We start from the raw sequence: 25,765 nt of genomic DNA on the forward strand, positions 1-25,765 counted from the left end.
TCATTCAACCTCCTCTGTGGCATGTTGTACCAGATAGTCAACGAACATCTGACCCTCTTCAGTCAGCGTGTATACCGTCTGTCTCCTGGGGGTTCGTATGGAGAGGAACCCTGCAAAATAGAGGGCTTCGGTACAAGCATGAACCAGTGTTTTGCTGTAGCCGCTTTTAGTTATAAGGGACTGTTTGTTAATCTCACCGCTTTCCCCGATGGTGCATAAGACATCTTTCATCGGTTCGGTGAGCCTTTGGTGGAAGAAGGCGTAGTTGATGGTGGTATACAGGTTGTTATGCTTAATGGGTTTCACCTCCTTTCCTTGTTCTTTTGTGGACATTCAATCACAAGTCCTAATTTTAATGTTGGATTTCTTGAACAGAAACAACGGGAAACGTATGGCGGGCAAACAGGTTGCTGATCGGTTCATCGTCTACCATTGCCACGGCGACGAGCAACGAACCAGTTATCACCTTGGGAGGGAGCTTATATACTTTTCCCCCATTGGTATCATCAACAATGCGAATGAATAGCAGCGGACTATCCGACCAGGTTTGTGTGTGTGAAGCAAGACGTAGCTCTCCCCCGGTGTAGCGGAATGTTAGTTCGGTAGTTGCTTCCCATTCGTCCAACTGAACAAAGGCAGCGGGAACCACGCTATTCGTAACGGAACCTTGGCCCGGCTGATAAGCAAGACCATTCCAGGTGTATCCGCCGTTTTGCCCCATCCGTTCATGCAGACGGATAAGGGCTTGGCTGGAAATATCGAAGAAGGCGCCTGTGCGTTTTAATGACTCCTCTTCCACTCCAAACGATGCATGGTGTAAAGCGTTATCCAATAACTCCTGCATCACCGTTTGTTTCTGGCTGATGAGATCGGTGTCCATTACGGTCAGCCCGATTTGCAATTCTAATACGAGTAAAAACAGCGACAGCAAAAGAACCGGCATGAACTATTCCTCCTTTCCATACTCACTGATCAATTGCCGTTCCCAGTGAATGGGTTCAAGTGAAAACAGGCGAGTAACGGAAGTTGGTTCAACTGTCATCTCCAGCGTGATGAGGTTTGCCGCTTGCGGTTCTTGTCCGTAGCGTGGGCGAACAATGCGAAAAGCTTTAGATTCAGTAGATGCATGGATAGACACACTCGGAAAACCCTTTGCTCTGAGTGCGTCGATATAAAACTGCTTTACAGCTGGATCGAGGTAGCCAGCCTTCGCTACCTCCTCGCTAAGTTGCTGATAAACCGTATGAATCGTTGCCTGTTGGTTTTGATACACATAGACCGTGGTTGAACCAATGGACGGGATCATCAGGACAAGAACGCTCAACAGAAAAGACAGATAGTGTGACATCGTGATTACTCCCTCCTTTCATCGAATTGATGAGGTTCAATAGTACCAAGCATGTCGAAGGAAAACGTCTCGTTGTCTTGCAGAAAGGAAACGAGCACAGGCTTGGGATAGATGAAAGTGATGCGAAACACGCCGTCCCGCCATCCTATTTCCGTCAGTTTCTCGGCCTGAATGACCAGCTTACTTGGATCGAGATTCATGCTGTTCTGTTGAATCGTTCTATCCACAAAGGCTCGGACCAGCCGCTCAGCCTCCTCCTGCGAGTTGGCTCCCTGCACCTCTACATGCTTCACGCTCTCCGCCAATAGATGAAATGCTGCCTGCTTAACCTGGTTCCCTGTGTGAATTTGCGTATAAGCACCAACAGGAAAAAACAACAGAAGCAAGGCTAGCAATGTGGCGATGTAGTTGCTCAAAACGGTACACCTCCCTTCCATCTCTTTGAAAACGAAAAAACCCGCTATCCCAAGCCGAAGCAAGGGAATAGCGGATTCATTTTGTTCTGTGGCCTATTTATTTGGCATGTGTTCTGTAAGACTGGAATTCATAGATGCTACCCACGACATGGACGGGAGCGCGGTAGTCTGAATCATTTGCAGCCTTCCCGATAAAAGTGGAACGCTGGTAAAGCGGAAATCCTTTGTCTACACCAAAGCCAAACCGTACCACCGAATGGATATAATACGGTTCTTGGCGGTAGTAGATAAAATGCTTTCGCTTCGTTTCTTGTGGATCGTTAAACGGCTGGATAAAAGTAGGTTTTGTCCGAACCATTCCTACATTCTCGTCATAGAAGCGTTTGTCACGCCGTTCGTATTCAGAGACGCTTTTATCGTGAATGTCAACAATTTTACCGTAGCGGTTGCTCATGTTCGTTGCCAGCGTGGCTTCCCTTTTCCCCATATTCTTCACTTCAATCAACGGGCCAGCCCAGACTTCTTCGCTGCGGGTTGTAGTGACCAGTTCCTCAAATCGTCTGCGGAATCCAGTCTCTATCTTGCTTGTTGAATAAACTGGTGCAAACAGATCAGACTCCAGTTTCGAAGAGCGTGCGACTTTGTAAGTGACGTTGCGTTTTTCCAAGGTAAGAGCATTCTGCAAGAGAGCATTTGGTGGGGTGCTTACATATTGGTTCCGATCAGCATAGCCGTTCAGCCCTTTCATGTACATGCGCTCTTTGCCCCCATCTTCCTTGATCCAGACCTGCGCACCAAGTATGATTGGATACTTGCCAGAGACAGGGTGTTTATGACGTTCTTCCAGTGCTACATGGGTAATGACCGCTTCTCCGCCGTAGTAATGATTGTTGGTCTGCTTATAGCGATCCCGCGCATACCATTGGACAGCTTCCGGCTCATGCAGAAGACGCAAGACCGCGTTTGGTTCAAACACGTCAAAGAGTCGTTTGCCACCCTTGACGTTAATACGGAATTCTCCATTGATTTCGGTATTCTCTTGCTGGGGCGAAGTGGTGCAGACTTCTTCATGAATTGGGTTTCCATCTTCATCTACTCCTACCTCTTCTGGTGAGCAAGTAAGGAGATCATAGGTGACGGTAAAATTAATCTTCGGATTCATCTCGATGGTGAAACCATCCACTTCGGCTTGATATTTCTGTGTGTTTAATATTTTCCGCCATGTAGTGGACGTTGGTACGGTTGTGCCAGCGTAGTAGAAAGTACCTCCCATGGAAGCACTGGATAGGGTAAAGGCTTGTTCTAAGCCAGGACCGCTTACATTCAGCTTGAGGGTTACAGGATTGTAGACGGCAAGCTTCTTGGCATCTGCGATCCATGCGGGCGTTGCAGTTATCTTCAGATTCTTTATGTTGTCTTGCTGGTAAAATTGCTGCAGCTCCGCTTTGTAGTCTGTAATCATTTTGTTGATTTCCTGCTTTACTTTTTCAAAAGATTCATTGATCTTGGTCTGATCTATCTTTACTTCTATCTTTACAGGCTCCCGTTCCCATACACCATCCCCGTTAAGGATTAATTCCCTATTGGAGCTGTCAAAAAGCTTTAACAGGATGGAACCGCCATCAAATTCTCCCTGTGGTACATCTGGCTTTGGAGGTTTGGGAACTTCTGCCGTAACAGATACAGGCCAAGCCCGTCGGTTATCATCCCAATTTCGTTCTTCTGCAGGATGCGTCCGGTCTGGATTGATGTGCGCTATAAATGTTTCTGATTTCATCGGATACTTGGTCGGAACTGTAATGGTACGGACTTCTCCAGGTTTAAAGTTGTTTACATCTAATTGGGTAGCCTGCGAGACGCTTTCCCACCGGACGGAGAGCTTGGTGTCATGGGTCAGTTTCCCTTCATTCTTAACGGCAAAGGTAACAACAGCTTCTGTTCCCTGCTTCTGCGGCATGTTAGGAGTGATCTTGAAACTGTCCGGCAGGATAAGCAGGTTCTCCCCTCCCTCACTTTCTCCCACTTCTATCACGAAAGAGCCAAAACACTCGGCAAGGTCATCATACTCGTTATCATCGTTATCCGCGGACCAACTGATCCGATATGTGCCGGAGACCACCATTTCATTTTCGGTTGTCGGGAAGGCGAGCATGTATTCAGCGTTGATCGGGTCATCCCACGGGTAGTTTTTACGGTTCCAACCCTCAGATACCTTTTGCCAAGTGCCATTAACCAGTTGATAGAGCTTCACTTGTCCTTTTCCGAAATCCTCTTGGAGAACATACACATACCGTTTGCCGGAGCTTCCCCTGTAAAAGTCATCATCCTGCAGAGCCACCGTACTTCCAAGCTTCACGGTCTGCTTATTTGCTTTTGTGGCTAACGTAACGATGGGACAAGACTTCTTCTCTGAGGGTTGAACAATCAACTGGATCGTTCTCTTGCAGCCGATTGGTTCGGTTGAGACAAACTGCAAGTCAAATACCGCATATGGCTCGGTATCTGCTGGCAGAATTACATCCACCCGCTGATTGGCTTGAAGCGGCTCGGTATTCAATTTGGTTTTTGTCCCATCTCTCAGTAGAAACCAATCGCCGGGCAAGCTTGCACTCAGGTCAATTCTCGTATCCCATCGACCGTCCGGCAAACGTATAAAGGAACCAAAATACACATCTTTTAGGGGAAGACCAAGAATCGTCTCTTCTCCATTTGGCGGATAGTAAGCAGGCGGTTCACCATAGACACGGGTCACGATCCGGTTCTCTTCGACCAACGGGCATCCATTTTGCACAACGATCTTGATTTTCCATGAAGGGCATCCCTGTCTTTCTGTTGTGTATGGGTACTCGATCTCCAATTCGTAGCTGCTCCCTGGGGTAAAGGGGAACGAGTTGTATGTCGCGAGTGTTCCGCTTAGAGGCAGAGTAAGTCTGTCTGATGAGTAGTCTATTTTTCGTCGGCGGTCACTGTCGCCGTTGTCATCTTGCAGACGAGTTCCATTGATTCTCCAGAAAGCATATACCGGCTCTCTCTGATTAGTCGTTGCGTCCTTTGTGAATACTTTGAAGTTAACCACCTCATCTGGAGTCATGTACAAGGTATCCCCGTTGTGTAGGTCATATTTCTTACTGTCTGATGAATTCCCCCAGACTTCGATGATCGGACAGGATTCACCCCCGCCTCGGTCATCTTCCGCTTTGGTAAAGGTCTTCTGCCAGCAGATGCGCTTATCATCGGATTCAAAGATGATGGTAAACGATGACCCGATCTCGGTAAGCATCCCTACCTTTCGATTGTTGCCAGAGCCGGACGGGAGCTCGGTAACGAATGAATGGTTGACCAGCTTGAAAGTACCTTCCGTATTAGCGGTAAAAATCATGCGCTCCGCATCGGTTGGCAGCGCATATGCGCCACCGCTTTTTAACATCAGTTCAGAATCGCTTCGCTCTCCTTCGATACGGACTTCGATCTCCGCGGTGGATTGGTCAATTTTACAGGCGGCAGGTGGAGTTGGTGGATTGCTTCCGCTCCCGTCATCTTCATCATCTGGCGGAGGTGTCACATTGCCCACGGTGAACTGTGCCGTATACGGTTTGGCTACACTCATACTGGGCGAACCTTCTGGTGTCCGGTGGTGCAAGTCGGTGATGACCAATGATACCTCATATACTCCCGGTTCTGTCGGTTGGTATGTGAATGTATGATTGGACCAAGTAAACGGTGGAGAACCTGCCTGATTAATATCTCTGATCTGCTCGTTGGACAGAAGTTGACGATATCCGCCACCTGTCGTTTTGTTGATGACGGACAAATTCCAAACAAAAATGCCACGATCATAGATGCTGTGATCGGTGGCATTAGTTGTGATTTTAACGGTTTCATTCGGTTTGTAGGTTGATTTATCGGTAGAGACGGAGCCGCTTGGCCTCGGCGTGGATTGAAAGTAGAGCATTTTCTTGTACATTGCGTCTGGATGAGGTTTTGTCTCACCAGGAGAGGATGGGACTAAGCCATCTCCCTTGATGATGCCCCGCCCCCCAGATGCTACGGCGATGTCAGCAAGATTGTAGGCTCGGTAGGAAATGCCTTGTTTTTTGTGGCGGACATTGACGCTGTAGATCGTGGAGCCGCTTAGGACATGGGCTTCGTTGCCGCCGAATTTGGCGATCCATTCTTTGGCGTCAGCTATGTCTACGTATGCCCAGCCGCGGTCTGCGTTGCCGTCAAGGTCGATGAAAGCGGGGGCTTTGCCGATTGTCGTGCCGTTGAGTTCGACGTGGCCGAGGATAAGTCCGAGTTCGTCAGCATCCTCCCTGATATCAGGATTTCCTTCAATACTAATTTTGTCGGAATCCACTATTTTCTTATAACCATCGACCCATCCTACAGGTAATCCGTGGGTGTTCGGGCTACCTATACTTGCCACAACAAAAGGAGCGGTATAATTAAATACCCCTCCCCATAACACAGCAAGTATGCACATAAGCCTTACCGCTTTATTCCATATTTGATTCTTCATATTTCTTCACCTTCCTACATATCCTTTGTTCTTGTCAGGGAAGGTAACTCTTTGTAATCGTAATCAGCTAATATCGTTGATTGTGAGTTAAGAACACTGACGTTCATTAACTTGATCGAAGCGATGGGAACAGCAAAGTATTGTCCAGCAAAGTAATTTTCATAGCGGCCATCTTTGAAGTAGAATCCAACTGAAACTCTCCAATTAAAACGATTTTTAGGAATTCTCCCCACTACCTTGCCATTCTCAACTGTCAAATTTTTATGGACTTCCTGTGCGATCTTCTCTCCCTCCTGCATTTCCACCAAGTCTGTATGCAGCAATCGAATCATGGACGCAACTTCCGCTCTTGTTATTTGTGCGAGTGAGTCAAACTTACTAGTACTAACACCGTTCGGAAAAGCACCTGCCTTTGGCTTCATGATCCCTGTTGCGACAAGAAACTGGACATCGGACCAGCTTTTACTTAATCCCTCGTTTTTTTGCGTCCGGTATCTCCGATGCTTCTCCCAAGCGTTGATGGTAAGACGAGCCGCTTCCTCTCGATTCAACTTTTTATCTGGCTCTATTTTTACATCAAATAAGAAGCCTGCCTGTTTTGCTTTTTCATAGGTTGCTTTTGCCCAATGCTTAGCAGGAAGTTCAGGTACGGATGCTTGTCCTTTTGCACCGCTTACCACTACTAAGCTGGATACCAGTTGTGCCTGCGTAATTGGTTCATCTGGCTTAAAGCTTCCATCTGGGTACACCCACATTAAATGGTGCTTCAACACGTAAGAAATATCCTGACTGGCTATGTGAGCGTTATAGTCGTTTGCCACTCCTTGACTTGCCGATACTGGCTGGACAATAGATGATGTGCTATGGAAACTGCCCGTAGTTAGAATGGCTGTCAGCATGATGTGTGTAAGTTTTTTCATGACCATCACCTCTTCAAACTGATTGCTTTTTGCAGAAATTCTCTGGCTTCCTGTTCGGTTACATCGCCCTCCAGCTTATCTACCACCACACTTTTTCGCAGCAGGAAGACAGTTGGTGTAACCTTGGCACCAAGCTCTCTTGCTACACGGTAGCCTTCAGTGTCAGCGGAGACATCCCAACGTTCTACATTTATGCCGGGCAGCTCCGAGACAACTTTATTGAATTTTGGTAAGAAGCTGTCACAATATCCACAACTGCTGGAGTAGATGTAGACGATCTTGCTTTCTGCTTCTCGTACACTGATCTGAGAAATGACCAACAGCGCGGCGACAATTAATAACGCTATGCCAAGGAACAACTTTCCTGTCTTTATTTTTCCTCCCATTCTCCAGCCTCCAAACTTTCTTTTCAGATTAAAATGGAGAATGTTAGCGATTCTGTCCTCCATTTTACACCTAAAAATGACAACCTATCAGAGTTTGACGGTTCATCAAATATTATTTTTAAGCGAAGAATCCAGCCATCTAACCGCCTCCTCTCATATCTAGCAATCAATTTTTGACAACAAAAAAAGGAACGCTCCCTAGAACGCTCCTTACCAAAGATTAACCCTATCCTAATAGGTCATTTTACCAACCTGGATCAAGCCAATCGAGGTTGACCCCATGTTGAACCGTAGAATCCGTATTCGCTTTTTCGGCATCAATAACAGAAATAGACATGGTAAGCAATACAACTGGAGTCAACATGAAAGATATCGCAAGTCTTTTCATCAATTTTTCCCCTCCTTTCCGAAATCCATGTTATACAAACGATTCAATTTCTCTAGCAAAGGTAAATCCATGCTTCTCTGAAACTTGAAATGGTAATGATGAATCATTTTCGTACATTCATTTATGCCGTTAAAATCTCCTGTCTTCTGATGATAGCTCATACTATTGAGAAAGCAAGAAATTCCACTTTCAAACTCTTCCATGCTCATATGAAAAATTCCTTTGAACCTATAGAATTTACCTACCTCGGTAAGCTGGAAAGGCGTGTCATAGTCGTATGACAATATTTCTTTTTCTAAGCCAAAAATCTCCTGTACCTTTTCATTATCATGTTGAAGGTCAAGAGCTTCAAGTAACTCATTCGCGATCAAAACAATCCGTATGTCCCCATTTTGACGTGCCACGTCAAAACACTCTTCTAACATCGGAATGGCCATTTCAAGATTGCCCTGTTTTGAATAGATAATGGCCCGAGTAAATCTAGCAGATTTCCTCGCTGCAGGAAGTTCCATCTGCTCCATCATATTTAAGTACTCTTCTGCTGTTTCATAATCCCCTGTTTCAAAGGCCGACGGAACTATAGCTAGTATTGCACTTCTTAAAAGTTCAGGATGATCAGGAGCTAATTTAACTGCTTGTTTACATAACTCCACACATTCTTCATACTCTTTTAAGTTATATGCATGAATACCCAATTTCCAATATGCCATCGGCTTTTCATTGGAAGGCAGATAGTTGATCACGTATAGAATCTCTTTGCCTAACTCGTAGCTTTCCTTCAGTCTTGTGAAATCATTCCGCTCAATAAGATATTTCTGAAGGAGGCTTTTCGCCAGCCAATAATGAATGCCGTGATTTTTTGTATAAGTGATGATGGTATCATACAAAGTTACCTTGAGTGGAATGGGGATGTCTGTTGTAGCTAAATTAAATAAGTATTCCAACAATCGATACGTATCCTGATCAGCACATTCAGCTATTTTCGCAGAAAATACCCCAACTAGTTCTATATTCGATAATTTTATTAATTTAGAAAGTATTTCTTTGAGCACTTCGCTACGATCTTCTACCTTAACGTAGTATGATAACATTTCCGTGTACGGTATTTCCAGTGCCGTTCCAATGGCTTTGATAGTTTTAATCTCCGGTCGTTTGGTCACATTATGCTCAATTCGTGATAAAGCCCCTTTACTAATCCCTGTTAGCTTTGCTAAATCAGTTAGGGTCAATCCGGCCTGGTCTCTATATTTTCGAACTAGCTCTCCTAAAGTCGAGTAATTAAGTTGACTTTGCATCACTTCCACCTTCTACCCAACGAATCTAATGTAAGTTTTTAACTTTTATATCTTATCATTTGATTATGTTAGATGAAAGAAAAAAGGAGCGCTCCGAGGAACGATCCTTTAATAATTGCATTGATGCAAGAATAAGATGTTATTTACCAACCTGGATCATCCCAATCTGGAGTAATTACCGTTTGATTTTTAGGAAGTGGGGTACTGCTTTTAACTGTTTGAGCAGATGCTGCCCCCATAAAAACTAGCAAAGCCGGGATCAGCACGATTAATGAAGCCAGTTTTTTCATACCTTATCTTTCTCCTCTCTATATTTTTCTAATTGTTATTATACATGTTATCCAATTTCTCCAAAAGCGGGAGTTCTATTACTTTTAGAAACTTATAGTGATAATGATGAATGAGTTTTGTACACTCATGAAGCCCCTCATGATCGCTAACTTTTTCGTGATAGGACATACTATCCAAAAAACAGCGAATCCCCGCTTCAAACTCCCCTTGATTCATATGGAATAATCCTTTGCGTTTATAAAATTTTCCGACCTCTGCAAGTAGAAAAGGCGTTGTATGATCGTATGCAAGTATTTCTCTTTCCATTCCAAAGATCTCATCTATTCTAGTCAAGTGGTTGTTAGCCTGAAGAACATCCAACAGCTCGTTGGCGATTAGAACAATACGTATATCCCTGTTTTGACGTGCTTCATCAAAACACTCTTCTAACATTGGGATCGCCGTATCAATTTTGCCACGTCTCGCATAGATAATTCCTCTGGTAAATTTGGCTGATTTTTTGGCCGATGGCGAGTCAATCTGCTCCATCATGTCCAGATACTTTTCTGCCTTCTCGTAGTCCCCAGTTTCAAAGGCCGATGGAACTATGGCTAATATAGCACTTCTCATAAGATCAGGATGGTTAGGAGCCAGTCTTATCGCATTCTGACACAGTTCAATGCAATCCTCGTATAACTTGAGGTTATATGCATGAAGACCCAACTTCCAATATGCAATTGGTTTTTCCTGGGGGGACAAGTAATTAATAAAGAAAATAATTTCTTTTCCTAGTTGATACGTTTCTTTTAGCCTTGAAAAATCATTTCGTTCGACTAAATATTTTTGAAAAAGGCTTTTTGCTAACCAGTAATTCATATTGTACTTTTTCGAGTACTCCACTACACACTGGTACAGAGTGATTTTTATTGGAACAGAGATGTCAGCATCTGCACGGTCAATGAGATACTTTAACATTTCATCGGTGTCTTGATATGGAGCGAAGATAAGTCTTAGAACTACCGCTTTGACCAATTCCACTTTCGCTAATTCAATTACTTCATTTAATAGCTGCTTCAGCACATCCGTCCTGTTCTCAACTTCCACATAGTATTCGAGTAATTCTGAGTATGGAATCGGCAGCACTTTTGAGATAGCCTTAATCGTCTTAATCTCTGGTCTGTTAATTTCATTATTCTCGATCCGGGACAACACGCTTTTGCTGATACCGGCTAAAGCCGCCGCCTTAGATAAAGACAATCCTGACTGTTCTCTATGCTTACGTATGATATCTCCAATGGACACATTTATTAATAATTCTTTCGACTCCTTCATATTACCACCCACTAAAAGCAACTAACTTTAATAGAATCCAAATAATATTTTATAACATTTTATAGTTTTCTCCAAGAGTAGGAATAGGAAGGATTCCCTCCCATAAAGTACCGACGATGATTTTTCGGGTATTTATAGGAGGGTGAACGACACAAGAGGACAGATAATGGTGAAACCGTGGGGCTTAATGTCCCCACCTATTATTTTTTTCAATTAATTTGCCGAAGTAGCGAGTCGTGCCAGATTGAACCGCATCAGAGCCTCCCCAAAAGGTAAAGACTCCCGTGACAACAACCGCAGCGCAGGTGATGAGAATAACAACAACCTTACTCATATGGACTCCACCTTTGGACAGGGACTTACCGTTTAAGGGACAGTGTGACCATTTCGATTTTGCGTTCGTCGTGACTGGACACCAGACGTTGCTTCTCTTCGCTCATATTGACCACGCTTCCCATAACCGCGACCCAGAGTGTCAGTATCAAAACAGCTATTACGTAAGGCATGGCTGCTACTCAATATCCACGTCGGATGTGCCTTCTTCCATCGAGTTGATGTCGATGGTTCCGTTGTTTGGGTCACTTTCGGTGGTGCTGATCTGCACAGCCTGTTTCTGTCCAAGCTCACGGGTTCCCTTTACAATACCTTCGTTGTACATGTAGAAGCTGCCGACCAGAAAAACACCGATCATAAAAAGACCAAGTACGAATTTTACCACCTTGGATACACACCTTTCTAAATTAGTTCAACCAGTCATCCATTGATTCTACGACCGTCTTTTTTAGACTGGGAGCAGAAGGCCGCTCCTTTTGCCCACCGATTGCTCCACCCATCTCTTTCATAACAGGGACCGTCAGGACAATCGTAAGGGCGATCATAACAAGACCGATGACGAATTTGACCATGTTGGATTCCTCCTTTCAAGACTACACCTTTCCCAAGGCATCCCCCCTTTCAATTGAAACTGCCTCACCAGCTGGGACATATGTTGGCAAAATAAATAGGCTTCCACGCTTGGTTGATCTGCCAAGGTGTAGCCCTTTTTATAGAAACTGGCGTAATATCTGCTGGATGTTCTGATACCACGGAAACGCAATCGCCAGCACCGCCATGATAAACGGTGGAAAAACAAACAGCATGAATTGGATCTCCAACCGCTTCATTTTTTGTCGCTCCTTCTCACTTTTCATGATACGGAGGCTGGTTTCCAAGCGCAGAAGGTATTGCTTCGCCGATACAGACTGTTCCTCCAAGCAGTAGCGAACTGATCTGGTGAAAATCACTCCTTCATGCGTTCCGATCTGCCGTTCCATCTCTTCCAAAGCTGTGCGCTCATCTGCGTTCCATTTGTCAAGCGACGGAAGGTACTGTTTTAACAGCCTCGTCCCTGCTACCGATAACGTCAGCATCTGATAGCGGGGCATTTCAAAATCTAGAAATTCGAGCAGGCGGTTCAAACTACGCAGTACATCATAAAACAAGTGGGTACTTCGTTTTTCCGCTTGATATAACAGATACCAGATGGGTAAACCGACCGTTGCTGCCAGAGCAAGCGTAGTGGTAAACAGCGGGATCTCCAACTGCCCCCATGCGATAGCCGAATATACTATTTGACCAAGCGTAAATCCGATACTCCCCACCGTTCCAAAACCTATGAGCAACAACCAGTCGGACGGTTGCCATCCAAGTGGGTAGCCTGCCCGTTTTACTAGGTTGGTTAGTCGGCGTACCACTTTTACATAAAAGCCCGATGGCGATTGATAAGCCAATTCAGTTTCATCAAGCCGTGACGCGAATTTTTTTGCCCGCTCACGCAGATAATCTAACGGATTGACGGCTCTTTTCGTTCGGCGTTCGAATCGTGACAACACTTGCAAGAAGTGAACACAGAGCACCGTCAACACAACGAACAAGCATAGGAACAACAGAAGCATGTGCCAGATGTCCCCAGCTTTACTCAATCCCCCAACAACCAGTATAAACTCCCTCAATGTTTTTCACCCTTTCAATGCAGGCGCACCACTACAGTCGCTCCCCTTTTTTCGCAAACAACATCGCACCAAACAAACATCCGAAACAGACCACAACCGCCAGCGTCAGGAAGTGCAGTCCCTCCGGCGTGTAGAAGTAGTAGTGCCTTGCTGATTTGAGCATCCCCAGATTGAGCGATATAAAGTACGGAATGGCTAACGTGATCCCCGCAACGTAGATCATCACGGTTTTCGTAATCGTTTCTCGTTCTTGGTCGGTGTTTTTGGCGTGGTAGAGGTCAACCAGCAAACTGTTCAACGCTTTCTCTCCATCGTTGATCTCCCCTCGCTGCATTCCAATTACGATCTGTACAAAGTCGGTTGCCCATGAAAAATCCATGATACGCTCAAACGTTCTCATTACCTGAACGAAGCCCGAACCGTCCGTCAGTTTGATCGTAATGTAGGCCATAATCGGTCGAAACTCATCTGGGCAGCGCTCCCCCATCCGCTTAAAGGCCAACGAAGCGATCTTGCTGGAAGAAAGATACGCCTGGACATATCCTTGCAGAAAGTCGAGAAAGACTTTTCTCGCCCGGCTGGTGATGGTGACATAGCGGAAGTAGAGGAATAGATAAGGGAGAGTCAAACCGATTACCGCAAGAACCGATGCGAGCAAGATGTTTTCGGAAAGCAAAAGTGAAAAGCCAAGCGTCAGCAAAAAAGCCATGCCTGAGAGAAATGCGAACGAAATCAGTTCAAACCAGCTTCTACCGCCTCCGACAACCATCAGCATTGTCTCTAACTGTCTCCCCCAGCTTCCGCCATTTTCAGGCTCCAGTAGCCAGTGGTTTGCCCGTTCTTTTAACTGGCGAAGATACCTCCGCTGATAATCCTCTGTGGTGCGGAAGCGCAGGAGCATGAGTATGCAAAAGAAACACGCTGTTAGCGCAAGAAAACTCGTAGCAAAAAACCAATTCGATTGCCACTCCCATAGCATGGCTAGATCATCCTTTCGTAGTCCGTTACTTTCAGTTCGCGTAGTACGTCTAAGTCAGCTTTGCCCTCATAAATCATTTTTTCTACTTTCTCGCGGGACAAGTGCGCTCCCGTCCAGATCAGTTCCCCTTTTGTCATGTCGTGATAGGCAAGCACATTGGCCCTGACTTGACCTGTCTGCTCATCTATGGCGGGTGTGAAAATGCAGTCGTCCACCCTTTTACCATGATAGGATGCAAGAATCCAGAAGAGATCAAAGGCTAGGGTGATTTCTCTGCAAATCCCTTCTTCACCGGTTCGACGGTACTCGTTTACTAAAGACGCAATGGTTCTAATCGCCACCTCTGGCTTTGGTATCCGCAGGTGGGTCACGTAAAAGGTTCCGTCAATGCCACGGCTTGCGATCTGCAAGGCGACATGTGCTTCATACGCTTCGCGAACCTCTCCGAATACGACCGTGTTGCTTTCATTGCGGAAGAAGTCTTTGCCTGTGGTCTGCGCGAACTCAAATCCAAGTGATTCGATGGATTGCAGCTCGATCACCATCCCCGGCCATTTGTCGCCGAGACGCATCTCGTGTTCCGATTCATAGATGGTGATACTTTCGGTCAACGGGTCTTTCAACAGGAGCATGGATAAGGCGCGGTGGGTCTTCCCCACGCCCATTGCTCCTCCGATCACATGGTTGAGCCGACCGTAGACGCTTTGTTTGCATAGTTCTCTAGCCCGTTCATCCATTTGAATCTCATCGAGCGAAAACGTCTTGGTAGTGAAGCGTCTCGTCAGGGTCTGCCGTCTGCGACTGTACGGTGGCATGTACATCTGTAAACGGGTTTCGGTAGATTCGATGTAGCCGGATAAGCGGGGAATATTGCGGTGAAAAGGGCGTGCAGCAATCTCGGATAATTTGCGCTGCAAGACTTCCATTTCTTCTTCCGTAGGCGTGTACGGGTAAGTTCGATCCAAGCCGTTTTCACGATAGTAGGCGGTTTTGCCAGCGGTTAGTTTTACCGATTCGATGAAGGGACTGAGGTGGATGATCGCGTCATACACGCCCAAGCCATATGTAGCGTAGACCAGCGATTCGTAAGGTGTGGTCATCGGGTAGATGATGTGTTCCTGACCTAAGTAAATTCCTAGCCCGTTCAGGTATGTTTCTACGTCAACAATTAACTTGCGTTTGGCGTTTTCGTCGCCTTTTTCGGTCTGGATGATCCACAGGCGGACTGATTCTTGCCGATTCAGCGGGATGTCCTTCATTTCGCTGTAGTGGCTGCGGATGATGTTGATTACTTCATCAATGGTGTAGGACGGTTGTATGTCCTTCATGAGTATGTTCACCTCTTTTTTGACTCTCTGATCTATTTAAGAAACGAAGGCAAAAATGCTTCGATCCATCTCCCCTTTCCTTCTTCCGCATTCGGACGTAATAGAGCTGTCTCCCATTGGAGTGTAGCGAACTCCCGCTTCATTTTTCGGTTAGGCGTAAATGAAAAGCCAGTCACGTCTATCGGAACAAGATTGCGGTAGTATGAGATTGTACCAAGTAGCGGATATGGGCCAACCGTCTGTATGACTTGGTTTTTTGAGACCACGGACGAATCGTAGTGAGTGAGTAAAAGCCTGGCGTTGGTTTGTGGGAGCGATCCCAGCAGATAGCGGGCCTGTGCAAGTGATAAAGCGTCCGGACGAGCCACATAGATGAATTCGTCTGTCTGATTTAGGAGTGGGAACAAATCCGGGTCGATGGTCTGTATGTAACCCCGATCCAGAAAAATGCAGTCAAACTCCCGTCTAGCCGACTCTAGGAAGCGGGAGATTTCCTGCGCTGTCCATTCTCCTGCAGCAGATAGAGTGTAGACATTTTGTTTGTAAGGTTTATAAATGATGCTCAAGTCCCCTTGCTGTTCTCTTAGTTCTGCACGGTACATTTTCAACTGGCACGCATGCGTCTGCGTCGCCACGCTTATGTCACACGTATCCAGCAACCGATTCATCCCCACCAACAGAAACCGGCGGTTAGGAAACATTTGCTCTAACCATGCGGCGTAATAGAGCAGGAACGTGGTTATGCCCGTTCCCCCGCTGCCGACAAGGGTAATGACTTGCCCTTGTGGATCTTCTCTTGCTTTTGGCTCTAACTTACGATCATTCAAAATGGACGCTACTTCCGAGTAGGTGGCATACGGATCAAGAATGCGTAGCGGTGGCATTGGAGAGTTGGTTTGCGATAGTGAGTCTATCACCTGCTCTATCAAATAGCGGTCTAAGCTGTTCTGCGGCACGATGTAGAGCGGTAGCTTTTGCTGTTTTTCCTTCAATACTTCCACAACCTCATGGAGCCACTCCCACGCCGGTCGCCAGACAACTCCGAAAACACAACCAAACGATCTGGCTCGTACATACGAAGCATGGCGATGAACTGATGATAGCTGAGAACAACTAGTGCTTGTTTTCCATCTGGCAAATAATGCGAAGCCTGCGTGTGAGAGGCGCCGAGTACCAGATATACCTCGCTTTTGGTTGTCAATCTGGTTTCACCGCCTGTTGCTCATTGAAGTAGACACCGATCTGTAATGTGCCGTACTTTTTTGCTTCCACGAATGCCTGGTACTGCTTGTCTGTCCAGTTGAACAGCAGGCGATTAGGCATCGTCCGGGGCTGGCCACGATAGGTTTTGGAGAGACGGTTCTGTACGTCGGATGGGGGTTGCTTGTTGTCGATGGCGTTTGCAACGGCTTCTACTTCTTGCACTGGTGTTGGTGCCAGCGAAAAAACTTCCGCCCCCCGATCCATCCTTCACGGCTACGACTTGAGAGGTAAAAAGCAGGTCAGCGGTATCATTTGTTTTCTGAAAGTATCTTGGATCACCTAACTCGATCAACTTCTCTGGGTCCAGTTCGCTGTAGTTGATCCAGACTTTTACGAAATCGCCTCGGCGGATTTCGCTCATTGGGGTGAATTCGCTTAATTCAATCTCATAGCGGGCTTCCTGCTTTTTAGGGAGCAGCTTTCCGTCCATGAGTTTCCAATCCAAAACTGTTTCACCTGATCCCATTGGCATCCAAGCCACTTTCCCGATGATTTGATCCGTTTGAATAATCGAGCCGGGCAAGACTTGGCTTTTGGGAACTTCTTTGTAGTCAAGATCAGATGGGATGATGGGGGAATAGGGTTGAATCATCTTTCCCTGTTTCACCGTCACGACTTGGGTATATTCGCGTGACTGAAAAGACTGTTCCGCCTGCTGGTATCCAAGATACAGTGTCACGAGAGATAGACCAGTAGACAGGATCAGGGAAGGAATGAGAACTTTTTTATTGATGTTCATGCTTTGGGTAGCCTCCCTTTCATAAATGGAGTAGAAAAGAAAAAGCCTTTACCGTTCGCAGTCAGATCAGGAACGATAAGGCTCAGTATGTTGCGGATTTGTTTCGAGTATGGATGGTTTGGCTGATGAATGGAGAGAATTTTGCCTCGGTTCTGAACAGCCCGCATGTCACTCACGGTTGGCAATTCACCAAGGTAACGGACATGTGGCAGAAATTCACGGATGTTTCCCTTATGAAGAACATTGCCATCTCGCTCATCTGGAGCAAAATTGAGAACCATGCCGATCTTGTCCATTCTCATCTGCTTTTGCTCCCAATGCAGTAAAAGCTCCTGTGTTTCCTTTATGGTAGCGAGGTCGTAATCGGCTATGACAAGAACCTGATTGGATATGGTAGCTGTGACCATGAGTAGATCGGGGTGGTTCATATTGATATCCACCACCACAAAGTCAAAAACACGAAGCAAAGTCATGAGTACCAATCCCGCTGTTTCTACCGTGACCTCTCCAGCTGGGATTACGTGCATGCCGCTTTCATGTGGAATCACTAGGTTTTGTAGAATGAATCCATCTGTTAGGGGACTCTCACTTTGCACATATGGTTCCCATGTTGAAAGACTCACTTTTGTTTCTGGTAGCAAAAGTCTTGTTCCGACGCTTCCCCGCAGATTGGCATCTACTATTACGGTTTTCCCGATCTTTGCCAGCATCGCAGCTGTGTTTAAGGCGAGTGTCGTGGTACCAGTGCCTCCTTTAGCCGATGTAACAGTGAAAATCTGCCTTCCCCTGATCGGAACGAACGGAATGACGTCTTTTGATGAAGCATCATGATTGAAATCTCTTGCTTGTTCACTCTGTTGGGTAGGGCTTCTCTGGCGTGGTTGGCTCTCTTTCTTTCTTGTCATCCAATTACTTATGGTTTGAGCAGCGTCTCTTCCCCATTGTTTTATAGATTGGATATGCGATCGGTTATGTTGTGTCGGGGGATCATGGTTTTCATCCTGTCTTTTCGAATCTGCTTCTACCTTATCTTCCATCTGGTCAGATTGAGAAATAAGCTCATGTTCGGTCTCAGTTGAGGGTTCAGGTTCTGAGCTAAATACTGGTTTTAAACCATCTTTTTCTGAGATTTCATCTGATGGAAACCCATCATTGTTCCTCTCCGACTTTTTCTCTTGTTTTTGATCTCGCCGTCCCGTTTTTTCCTTTCTCTGCGGCTTCTGTATCTCAGCCAGCCACTCCAATAACTGTTGCGAATAATCCGTTTTGGGTTCATATACCAAAATCGGAATCGGCATACTTTTTACAACTGAAGAAAAGGGAATACCGTCCTCAACCACTACTCCCGTCACGCCTTGTTCCAAGTAGGCAATCACTTCATCCCACTTCGACAAAGCGCGAGACAACTCCACCTGTTCAAGACAAACCAAAGGCTGTACCAACCGCTCGTACATTGCAGGACGGCAAATGACCGCAATCTTCATCTCTATTCACCTCCCTCTTCTAGAACCAAGTACGCACCGTCACAGCTAAGTTCTGCAAGACTTCGATACTTTTCATTACATCGCCCAGGATAACGAGCAGTACGAGGGAACCACCTATTGAAGCGATCCCCACAACGGCTAATCTCTTGCTAAAAACAAGCCCTGTTACCAAGGTAATCACCCCAATCAGCAGCGCCCATAGCGCTAGTGGAACCGAAGCATTTTGACCCCATGTTTGTAGATCGGTACTCATTTTTTGTAACCCATTAGCCGCCTTTTGTGGGTTCATCGGGTTTACGTCCAGATGTGTCTCCTGTACCTGGTTCTGCATCCCTTTCTGTGTATCTGCATAGACGGCGCCTATTCCCCCGCCAAGCACCAGCCCTATGACTAGCAATACAACCATGCAACGCCGAATAATCACCACTTCAATCACCTCCATTATTCAACAAACTCATTGGGTCAAACGCATTCTGCTTGCCAAACGCACTTCGATATGCGCCCCAATGCAGGTGTGGTCCCGTACTCCGTCCTGTGGAGCCAACTTGACCGATTGTTTCACCCTTTTTCACCGCTTGTCCCTTCACAACACCTATCACATGCAGATGCCCGTAGAGTGTCAACACACCTCCATGCCGGAGCAAGATCGTGTTTCCATACCCTCGCATCGTTCCGGCAAAAGCGACGACACCATCCAAAGGTGCATATACGGGTGTTCCCGTTGGTGCGGCCAAATCCACTCCATCATGGTAGGCTGTCTTTCCCGTGAATGGATCGTTGCGGTAGCCAAAGTGAGAAGTTAGCTTAAAATCTCGTCCCATCTTACCTGCAAGTGGTAAACTGCCTTTCCACTGTGTCGGCGGGAGGTCTGGATGTGGCGGAATAGGAACAGAATCAGAAGCATTACCATAGTGTCTAAGCAATTCCTCCATTTCTTCCCGTTCTGTCTCATCGCTGTAGGTAATGGCAAGCTCCTGAATGAGCTGTCTATCCTGCTTTGGCAAGCCATATGTTATTAGTAATTCGTACAGACGGTTTTGTTCATCTGGCAAAAAGTCAATTTCCACGCTGTCTAGCTTTTCTTGATGGACGGTTACATCACCATGCTGTGTAGTGCTCTGCCGATAGCGAAGCCTATACACCGCTTTGTACGTCTCCACCTGATCCAATAGTTTTACGGTGTAAGTTTCCGTTACCGTGACTCGTTTGCCATCTGAACCAACCGTAGTTCGCTTCACCAGTACAGTTGAGTCTCGCCAATAGTAGTATGGCTTGACCGCAGCGTAATGTTTTTCGGGAGCCGGGTTTCGTAGTTTTCGCACATCCTTATTGCTAAGAATCATCGGATCAGCCAGCACACGGTCGATAGCCGCCAGTAACGCCCAAGGCACACGATAGGGATAAGCTTGATCATGCTGGCTAGGAGTGTACATCTGCTCTTCTTGAGAACCCAGATTCTCAACAGACAGGCGTTGGTACCTCTCTGCGAGTTCTTTGTCCTTCTCTAAATCCCACTCACTGTCCCCAGTCGTAAAAAAGGCCAAAACCCCTTCCTTTTCAAAGTAGGTCATCGGCAAAATGAATACCACAGTAAACGTCATGAACACAGTACCAAGCAAAAGAAGAAGCGGGATACCCGCGATGAGGCATCCCGTTTTCAGCTTTTGCCAAAGCAAGTAAAAGAACCGCACAATCTCACCCCCAGTATGAAGAAAACCACCGATCATTTCTTAGTCGGTGGCTTCCCGATGTTAGTGATTTGGGTGGCATTGAATGGCACTGGCCTGGTTGATTTTGTGTGATTTTCATGATGAGACTCATGGGATTTCCCAGGGTTCGCTCGTTTCTGAGTAGAACTAGAGGATTCTGAACTCGGCCTATTTGACGTTGCTACATGTGGAGCGTTCTTTCCATGTACGACTTGGCCAACACTTGCCCTCTGAGTATGGCGATGGCGATTTTCCTTGGAAGACGCATCTGTTCCTTGACGATACTTGGCGTCTCTATGCGCCACTCCATATGGATCGTTTAATACTTGCGACGTGTAATCCGTTCCCTTGGGTTTGTATGGGATCATCGGTTGATTCGTGTACGGACTGATCGCTGGACGGGATGATGATGCTGCTTGACCTGTATGGCTTCCACTCGGAACAACTGGCTCTTTAGAAGTAGCTACCGCCCTGTCACCTCTACTAGAAGGCGAAATAGTAACATCACCCCCATGATCACCGCTTCGCATTTCCCCTTTCGTAGTTGCATCAACCGGATTTACTGCCATAGGCGAAGAAGCAGGACTCATCATCCCTCGCCTCAACTCATCTTTGTTTTGGGCCTGAATCATTTTTTTCATCTGCTCCTCATATGGCACATACCGATAAGAAGGCTGATCCAATCCACGACTAGGTCTTCTTACGGAAGTGGTGCCTGTGGTCTCTGGCTCGCGTTTCGGACTAGCATGGTACGCCGAGCTTACTTGACCACCTTCCAATCGATTCATCCAATTCGTTGCATTTCCAAACTGCACTTGCATCTCCAGGGAAAGTTCACTATAACTTTTTCCGTTGGATGAATAGGCTTCACTTCCTCCCGTAAAGCGGCTAAGTTGATCTATCCCCCACTGTTTTACCGCCTGACCCGTACTTTGAACGATTGGATTCTGTCGGATTCGTTCCACTCCCTTCATGCCTGATCCCACCGTTGAAAAACCCAAATCAGCGTTTCCAGTAGCCGCTGTAACTATAGCCCCTAAACCCGCACCAACACCTGCAACCAGCGCTGTGCCGGTTCCTTTTAACACTCCCTTTGCCCCCGCTTTAGCTGCACTCCCCCACAGTTGCTTCAACCCGTCAGATGTAAAAGGTGTGTCAACTATCGAACGCAGCCCCTTGCCTATGTTGGAAATGGGATTGCCCTGAACCGAAGAGGCTCCAGACTCACCAGTTCCCGCCATCGGGCCAGAGACACTTCTTCCAACTGAGCTCACCCCAGAGACCCTTCCCTCTTCACGCATTCCTCGCATGGTCTTGGTCAGACGTGAAATTCCACCAAATCCCCCGCCCATAACCGCCCCCGTCGCTTCACCCGGTGCGCCTATCAGGATATGTACAAAAGCTGGGATCGAAGGCAGGAGACCCACCATGACAAATACCCAAATAATCTTCGACACACTATCACCTCCCGCTACACCAGAAACGAATACATGAACCCGAGAAACACCGCTTCCAGCCCCTGCACCAGCGTCAACGCCAAAAACGTCCGCAACCACAGATCAAAGGACATACGACTGCCCGGAAAGATGGATGAATAGGCAGCCATCGGGAACAAAACCATGAGAAAGCCAAGCCCTGCCGTTCGCATCGCATACTGGAAATTGAAGAAGGCAATGAAAATCACCAGTACAGCCAACACCATCGCCATCCCTGCACCAAATCCAGAACCAGAGAGCAATGCAAAATAAGCCCCTGCCATCCCCGCCGTTCCAATCGTGGTCGTACTGCCAAGCGCATAGGCCACGATATCCATAAAAGACAGGTGAGCAGGAAGCCCCAACTGCTGAAAATGTTCCATCATCATCACATAACCCAATTTGACCAGAAACGTATTCACGGCAAAAATGATCTGAAACAAGTAACTGCCCAGCCACATCGCCCCAATATAAATGGCAAACCCATTGGTCATCTCACGCACACTCATCTGTGCCATCGGACTGCCCGCACGAAATACGAGAAGAAAGCACCAAACAGATATAGCGATCACCAAGAGGTAGCCAAGCAAGGAGTATTGCAACGAATAAGCATCATGGATCGACCGCCACATGCTGGGTAAAAACAGCCCGTATACCGTCCCTGGCTCTTGGTTCAGACCAAACACCAACTCATTGATGTCCTTTAATCCAAAGGTGCGGATCACGAAATTAGGCAGCCACATAATGGCTTGTGCTGCCAGTTGTTCAAAATAAGACGGCTGCTCCTGTTCTGGCAACGGTGCGGAATCAGCAGGAGCGGGCGATTGCACAGCCGAATTGTCGGTGTCACATCCAGCTACCGTCAGAGCCAGTACCAGCGAAACGATAGCCGGAATCCAGCCTCTGTTCATGCGGAAGCCTCCCGATCATTCGGATCAGTCGTATACATCCAGTACTCCCGCGGCGTTGCCAGCATCCGTACAATCGTGCTTTCCTCATCCACCTTGAGAATCCCCACACCACGAGGCGCTCGGAGCAGAAAGTTTGCTTCGCCCTCCGACAGATCAAACTTCCCTTGCACCGCATCAATGTCAATCGCTTCTTGGCGTAACAACAGCTTCGTCGGTGAGTTTTTCAAAATTCCCATACCTTCAGGAACACGCATAAATACCTCAAAACCTTGCGTTGCGACGCACATAGAGACGTTCAGCTTCCTTGCACGGCGGTAGCCGTTTTCCAGCCATTTGGCCTGCTCAGAGTCTTCCATCTCGTGCTGGGCTTCCTCAATGATGAGCCGTTTTCTCTGTTCCCGATTCTTCTTGGCAAACTTCTCCCATAGCCATTTGGTTGCTACAAACGTCCCCAACGGTTTCATCCACTCCTCGTCCAGATCAGCCACGGTGATTCCGATGGTTCGGGCATCTTGAATAGAAAAAGTGCTTGGCCCATCAAAAATGGCTCGAATGGGATCGCCGTTATCACGCGTGAACAGTCGGATGAATGGAGCGACACGCTGCAGATCAGGGTGTTGAACCATCAATAGGTAATGGTCGTAAAGCGTTGGCATCTGTCTTTTCACCCACACACCATGCTCGTTAGGCTCATATAAACTGGACGGGTCATCCGTAATCCCGAATCTCTCATACAAGTCACGCAGGCTTTCTAGAATGGCCACCTTGACTTGTCCTGTCAGTTCTTTTTCATCGATCAGGCGAATCATTTTGAACAGCACCGCTTGAACCGCTTGAATGGATTCCTCCAGATTAACAAACACCCGTCCCTTCTCGTCTTCCTCCTCTTCCACATCGTAGATATTGATGCGCTGGTAGTTCGGTGCTTTTGGCGAAAGTTCCACATACACACCCCCCATCGCCTCCACCAGTTCCTTGTACTCCCGATCCAGTTCAATAATCGCAGTATGAATCCCGATGGCTCCAGATCGGCGAATAATAACTTTTAATGTAAAAGACTTTCCGCTACCCGACCTGCCGAGAACGATCATGTGCTGATTTGCAAGAGCCGCATCCCATCCATCATAAAAAACGGGGCGGTTGTACTGATCCAGTCCAAGCAACACGCCTGTCCGATGAGATAACCCGCCGTAGCCAAACAAAAAAGAGTCAGCAACATTGCTAGACTCCATTTCCCGATAGATATCATCAAATTCCATTCGTCTGCCTACTCCAATCGCATGACGCAATGCTGCCAGCTGTCGCGTATCCGCCGAGCGGAAGTGAATCCCGATCCCTGCCATACTCTTGATCAGCAGGCGGCTGATCTTTTGCATACGTTCCGGTTGGTTCGCCGCGACTGTCATAATGATCGCCGTCTGGAAAAGCTTCTCCTGATCGACTCTCAAGCGGCTCATTCTGCCTTGGAGATCGCCGAGCTCCTGCATTTTGTCCCCAACTTCTGCCGCATTTTGGGTCGTCCGCAGATCCGCCTCCAGCACAGCGATTCGATGGGCCATCCGTTGCATTTCTAAACTTGCATCTTTGGGTTCTACACAGATGGTTACGTCTACTTGACCGTCGCCACCATGCAGGAGAATACGCTCCAGCATTCCCACCCAGGTTGTACGGCCTGTTAGTTTGGCGAACCAAGCACGCAGGTAAGTAGCCCCATCGGTGTTGTTACCAAGCTCGATCCAGTAGTCAATTTCGTTACGTTCCCGCAACACTGTGGGCGATAACAGTATAGCCTCTTTTCTTGAATAGACGGTTTTGGTGTTTCTATCCCTATCTACTGTTTGGTTTACATTGGTACTTGCCCTTTCTTTAGTGATTGCTATCCTGTCCTTACGCCGAAACATGTTCCTTTCCTCCTTCATCCCACTGAATTTTACCAATGGAAGTTAGCAGTTGATCTGGTTCCAAAACACGCTCCATAAACTCATCAAACGATATCAAAGAGGACATTTCCCTGTTTACCGCGTCATACACGAAATCGAGTACATCTTCTCTTTGCATCTGCTTAATTGAAATCGAAATACCGCCGAGCGTGCTTTCCGTCAGGCGCAGGCTGTTGAGCAACTCTTGCTTGGCAACCTCTTCGTTATCCGTCTGTGTGTTTCTCATCACTTTACTGAGAAGATCGTGCAAAAGCGGGTGCTGGAACCCTGCTACAACGGAGTCCTGTAGATACCGGTAATCTGTTTCAAGGATGATATAGCAACGCTGATCTTGGATTTTCTGCTCCTCGATCACCTGCATAAAAACAGCCTCTTGTTCCTGCACATACTCCAGACCAGCCGTATCCCCCACCTCAATCGCCTTGGCCCGTACTTCATGGAAGTATTCTCTGAGATTATAGGGGTGCGACTGAACACGAAAACGGACGGGATGAGGTATCATCCCAATCCACTCGCGAAAGGTCAGCCAGATATTTTTCTGCTCCTGCGGTGATTTCAAAGCAAACGAAATTGGCTGTACCTTGAGCATCATCATGTAGCGGTCATCTTCCGTCACAATGAAGCCATCTTCGTCCACCCGTTTGAACTGGAACCACTCGATGGCCTTGTCCTTTGGCTGTTCTGCCTTTCCCCGGCGTAGCCACCAATAAGCCGCAGCAGCTCCAAGAAGAACCAGCCCGTCTTGAATTATCTGCCAGTTCCATTCCATCAGTGGTACACCTTCTTTCTGCGGTGGAAGGCGAACCACAATGAGAGATATTTGCCCAGCATCAAATCCGTGGAAGGATGCTTGATATGGGCAAACAACATGGCACCAAGCAATGGCAGGCCGTGTGGCAAGTATCCCCACAGCCCAATGTAAGGAACCGGTGGGAGATATGTGGCCAACTTCATGCTCAAGATCCCGCCGACCAACCACCAAAGGAATTGGCGGAAAGAGAGGAAGTAGACGAACTTTGTCTCTTCCTCGGTGCGATAAGTCAACAAATGCTGTTCTCCGTACATGCGCGTC

Annotated in this window: 30 protein-coding genes; all 30 read right to left on the reverse strand. The window is 47.0% G+C overall.

Annotated features, from left to right (window positions below; genetic code table 11):
- The 30 genes from FGI41_RS24885 to FGI41_RS10585 all read right to left on the reverse strand — a co-directional run bounded on the left by FGI41_RS24885 (position 1) and on the right by FGI41_RS10585 (position 25,758).
- Positions 1–306, reverse strand: a complete 306-nt coding sequence (locus tag FGI41_RS24885) for a helix-turn-helix domain-containing protein (protein WP_176560214.1) — start codon at positions 304–306, stop codon at positions 1–3.
- Between the two features lie 46 nt (positions 307–352).
- Entirely contained in the window at positions 353–943 is a 591-nt protein-coding gene (locus tag FGI41_RS10475) for a hypothetical protein (protein WP_139490067.1), read from the reverse strand.
- A 3-nt stretch (positions 944–946) separates the two neighbouring features.
- On the reverse strand, positions 947–1,348 hold the full coding sequence (locus FGI41_RS10480) for a hypothetical protein (protein WP_139490068.1): 402 nt from the start codon (positions 1,346–1,348) through the stop codon (positions 947–949).
- 5 nt (positions 1,349–1,353) lie between these two features.
- Complete coding sequence (locus tag FGI41_RS10485) at positions 1,354–1,764, reverse strand: hypothetical protein (RefSeq protein WP_139490069.1); 411 nt, start codon at positions 1,762–1,764, stop codon at positions 1,354–1,356.
- A gap of 97 nt (positions 1,765–1,861) precedes the next feature.
- Positions 1,862–6,121 (reverse strand): hypothetical protein, encoded by a 4,260-nt coding sequence (locus FGI41_RS10490; protein ID WP_139490070.1) that lies wholly within the window; start codon positions 6,119–6,121, stop codon positions 1,862–1,864.
- A gap of 176 nt (positions 6,122–6,297) precedes the next feature.
- Entirely contained in the window at positions 6,298–7,203 is a 906-nt protein-coding gene (locus FGI41_RS10495) for an S-layer homology domain-containing protein (protein ID WP_176560215.1), read from the reverse strand.
- A gap of 5 nt (positions 7,204–7,208) precedes the next feature.
- Positions 7,209–7,589, reverse strand: a complete 381-nt coding sequence (locus tag FGI41_RS10500) for a thioredoxin family protein (protein WP_176560216.1) — start codon at positions 7,587–7,589, stop codon at positions 7,209–7,211.
- Between the two features lie 244 nt (positions 7,590–7,833).
- Complete coding sequence (locus FGI41_RS24890; protein ID WP_176560217.1) at positions 7,834–7,977, reverse strand: hypothetical protein; 144 nt, start codon at positions 7,975–7,977, stop codon at positions 7,834–7,836.
- The gene (locus FGI41_RS10505; RefSeq protein ID WP_139490073.1) at positions 7,977–9,272 is read right to left on the reverse strand and encodes a helix-turn-helix domain-containing protein; all 1,296 of its coding nucleotides are present in this window, start codon (positions 9,270–9,272) and stop codon (positions 7,977–7,979) included. The genes FGI41_RS24890 and FGI41_RS10505 overlap by 1 nt, the downstream gene beginning before the upstream one ends.
- 143 nt (positions 9,273–9,415) lie before the next feature.
- Positions 9,416–9,562, reverse strand: coding sequence for a hypothetical protein (locus tag FGI41_RS24895; protein ID WP_176560218.1), 147 nt, complete (start codon positions 9,560–9,562; stop codon positions 9,416–9,418).
- A 28-nt stretch (positions 9,563–9,590) separates the two neighbouring features.
- Positions 9,591–10,874: a helix-turn-helix domain-containing protein gene (locus FGI41_RS10510; RefSeq protein ID WP_139490074.1), complete on the reverse strand. Its 1,284-nt coding sequence runs from the start codon at positions 10,872–10,874 to the stop codon at positions 9,591–9,593.
- 184 nt (positions 10,875–11,058) lie between these two features.
- Positions 11,059–11,208: a hypothetical protein gene (locus tag FGI41_RS24900; RefSeq protein WP_176560219.1), complete on the reverse strand. Its 150-nt coding sequence runs from the start codon at positions 11,206–11,208 to the stop codon at positions 11,059–11,061.
- Between the two features lie 25 nt (positions 11,209–11,233).
- Entirely contained in the window at positions 11,234–11,380 is a 147-nt protein-coding gene (locus tag FGI41_RS24905) for a hypothetical protein (protein WP_176560220.1), read from the reverse strand.
- Between the two features lie 5 nt (positions 11,381–11,385).
- Positions 11,386–11,592, reverse strand: coding sequence for a hypothetical protein (locus FGI41_RS10515; protein ID WP_139490075.1), 207 nt, complete (start codon positions 11,590–11,592; stop codon positions 11,386–11,388).
- A gap of 22 nt (positions 11,593–11,614) precedes the next feature.
- On the reverse strand, positions 11,615–11,779 hold the full coding sequence (locus FGI41_RS24910) for a hypothetical protein (RefSeq protein ID WP_176560221.1): 165 nt from the start codon (positions 11,777–11,779) through the stop codon (positions 11,615–11,617).
- 138 nt (positions 11,780–11,917) lie between these two features.
- Positions 11,918–12,808, reverse strand: a complete 891-nt coding sequence (locus tag FGI41_RS10520) for a hypothetical protein (protein ID WP_139490076.1) — start codon at positions 12,806–12,808, stop codon at positions 11,918–11,920.
- Positions 12,809–12,896: 88 nt separating this feature from the next.
- On the reverse strand, positions 12,897–13,844 hold the full coding sequence (locus tag FGI41_RS10525) for a hypothetical protein (RefSeq protein ID WP_139490077.1): 948 nt from the start codon (positions 13,842–13,844) through the stop codon (positions 12,897–12,899).
- A gap of 2 nt (positions 13,845–13,846) precedes the next feature.
- Positions 13,847–15,172: an ATPase, T2SS/T4P/T4SS family gene (locus FGI41_RS10530; protein ID WP_139490078.1), complete on the reverse strand. Its 1,326-nt coding sequence runs from the start codon at positions 15,170–15,172 to the stop codon at positions 13,847–13,849.
- 32 nt (positions 15,173–15,204) lie between these two features.
- Positions 15,205–16,173 (reverse strand): hypothetical protein, encoded by a 969-nt coding sequence (locus FGI41_RS10535; protein WP_139490079.1) that lies wholly within the window; start codon positions 16,171–16,173, stop codon positions 15,205–15,207.
- Positions 16,161–16,373: a hypothetical protein gene (locus FGI41_RS10540; protein WP_139490080.1), complete on the reverse strand. Its 213-nt coding sequence runs from the start codon at positions 16,371–16,373 to the stop codon at positions 16,161–16,163. The genes FGI41_RS10535 and FGI41_RS10540 overlap by 13 nt, the downstream gene beginning before the upstream one ends.
- Positions 16,370–16,495, reverse strand: a complete 126-nt coding sequence (locus FGI41_RS25430) for a hypothetical protein (protein WP_255298421.1) — start codon at positions 16,493–16,495, stop codon at positions 16,370–16,372. The genes FGI41_RS10540 and FGI41_RS25430 overlap by 4 nt, the downstream gene beginning before the upstream one ends.
- The gene (locus FGI41_RS10545; RefSeq protein WP_139490081.1) at positions 16,488–17,174 is read right to left on the reverse strand and encodes an SAF domain-containing protein; all 687 of its coding nucleotides are present in this window, start codon (positions 17,172–17,174) and stop codon (positions 16,488–16,490) included. Before FGI41_RS10545 ends, FGI41_RS25430 begins: the two co-directional genes overlap by 8 nt.
- Positions 17,171–18,658, reverse strand: a complete 1,488-nt coding sequence (locus FGI41_RS10550; RefSeq protein ID WP_139490082.1) for a CpaE/TadZ family protein — start codon at positions 18,656–18,658, stop codon at positions 17,171–17,173. The genes FGI41_RS10545 and FGI41_RS10550 overlap by 4 nt, the downstream gene beginning before the upstream one ends.
- A 19-nt stretch (positions 18,659–18,677) precedes the next feature.
- The gene (locus tag FGI41_RS10555) at positions 18,678–19,100 is read right to left on the reverse strand and encodes a hypothetical protein (RefSeq protein ID WP_139490083.1); all 423 of its coding nucleotides are present in this window, start codon (positions 19,098–19,100) and stop codon (positions 18,678–18,680) included.
- Positions 19,087–20,349: a M23 family metallopeptidase gene (locus FGI41_RS10560; RefSeq protein ID WP_255298422.1), complete on the reverse strand. Its 1,263-nt coding sequence runs from the start codon at positions 20,347–20,349 to the stop codon at positions 19,087–19,089. Before FGI41_RS10560 ends, FGI41_RS10555 begins: the two co-directional genes overlap by 14 nt.
- A 32-nt stretch (positions 20,350–20,381) precedes the next feature.
- On the reverse strand, positions 20,382–21,824 hold the full coding sequence (locus FGI41_RS10565) for a hypothetical protein (RefSeq protein ID WP_139490084.1): 1,443 nt from the start codon (positions 21,822–21,824) through the stop codon (positions 20,382–20,384).
- A gap of 14 nt (positions 21,825–21,838) precedes the next feature.
- Positions 21,839–22,753: a hypothetical protein gene (locus tag FGI41_RS10570; protein ID WP_139490085.1), complete on the reverse strand. Its 915-nt coding sequence runs from the start codon at positions 22,751–22,753 to the stop codon at positions 21,839–21,841.
- Entirely contained in the window at positions 22,750–24,654 is a 1,905-nt protein-coding gene (locus FGI41_RS10575; RefSeq protein WP_176560222.1) for a VirB4 family type IV secretion system protein, read from the reverse strand. Before FGI41_RS10575 ends, FGI41_RS10570 begins: the two co-directional genes overlap by 4 nt.
- Positions 24,641–25,462: a TraC-like domain-containing protein gene (locus tag FGI41_RS10580; protein ID WP_139490087.1), complete on the reverse strand. Its 822-nt coding sequence runs from the start codon at positions 25,460–25,462 to the stop codon at positions 24,641–24,643. The genes FGI41_RS10575 and FGI41_RS10580 overlap by 14 nt, the downstream gene beginning before the upstream one ends.
- Positions 25,462–25,758, reverse strand: a complete 297-nt coding sequence (locus FGI41_RS10585) for a PrgI family protein (RefSeq protein ID WP_139490088.1) — start codon at positions 25,756–25,758, stop codon at positions 25,462–25,464. The genes FGI41_RS10580 and FGI41_RS10585 overlap by 1 nt, the downstream gene beginning before the upstream one ends.
- Positions 25,759–25,765 lie beyond the last annotated feature (7 nt).

Origin of the sequence: Brevibacillus dissolubilis (assembly GCF_006170445.1) — a bacterium.
GTDB lineage: Bacteria > Bacillota > Bacilli > Brevibacillales > Brevibacillaceae > Brevibacillus_B > Brevibacillus_B dissolubilis.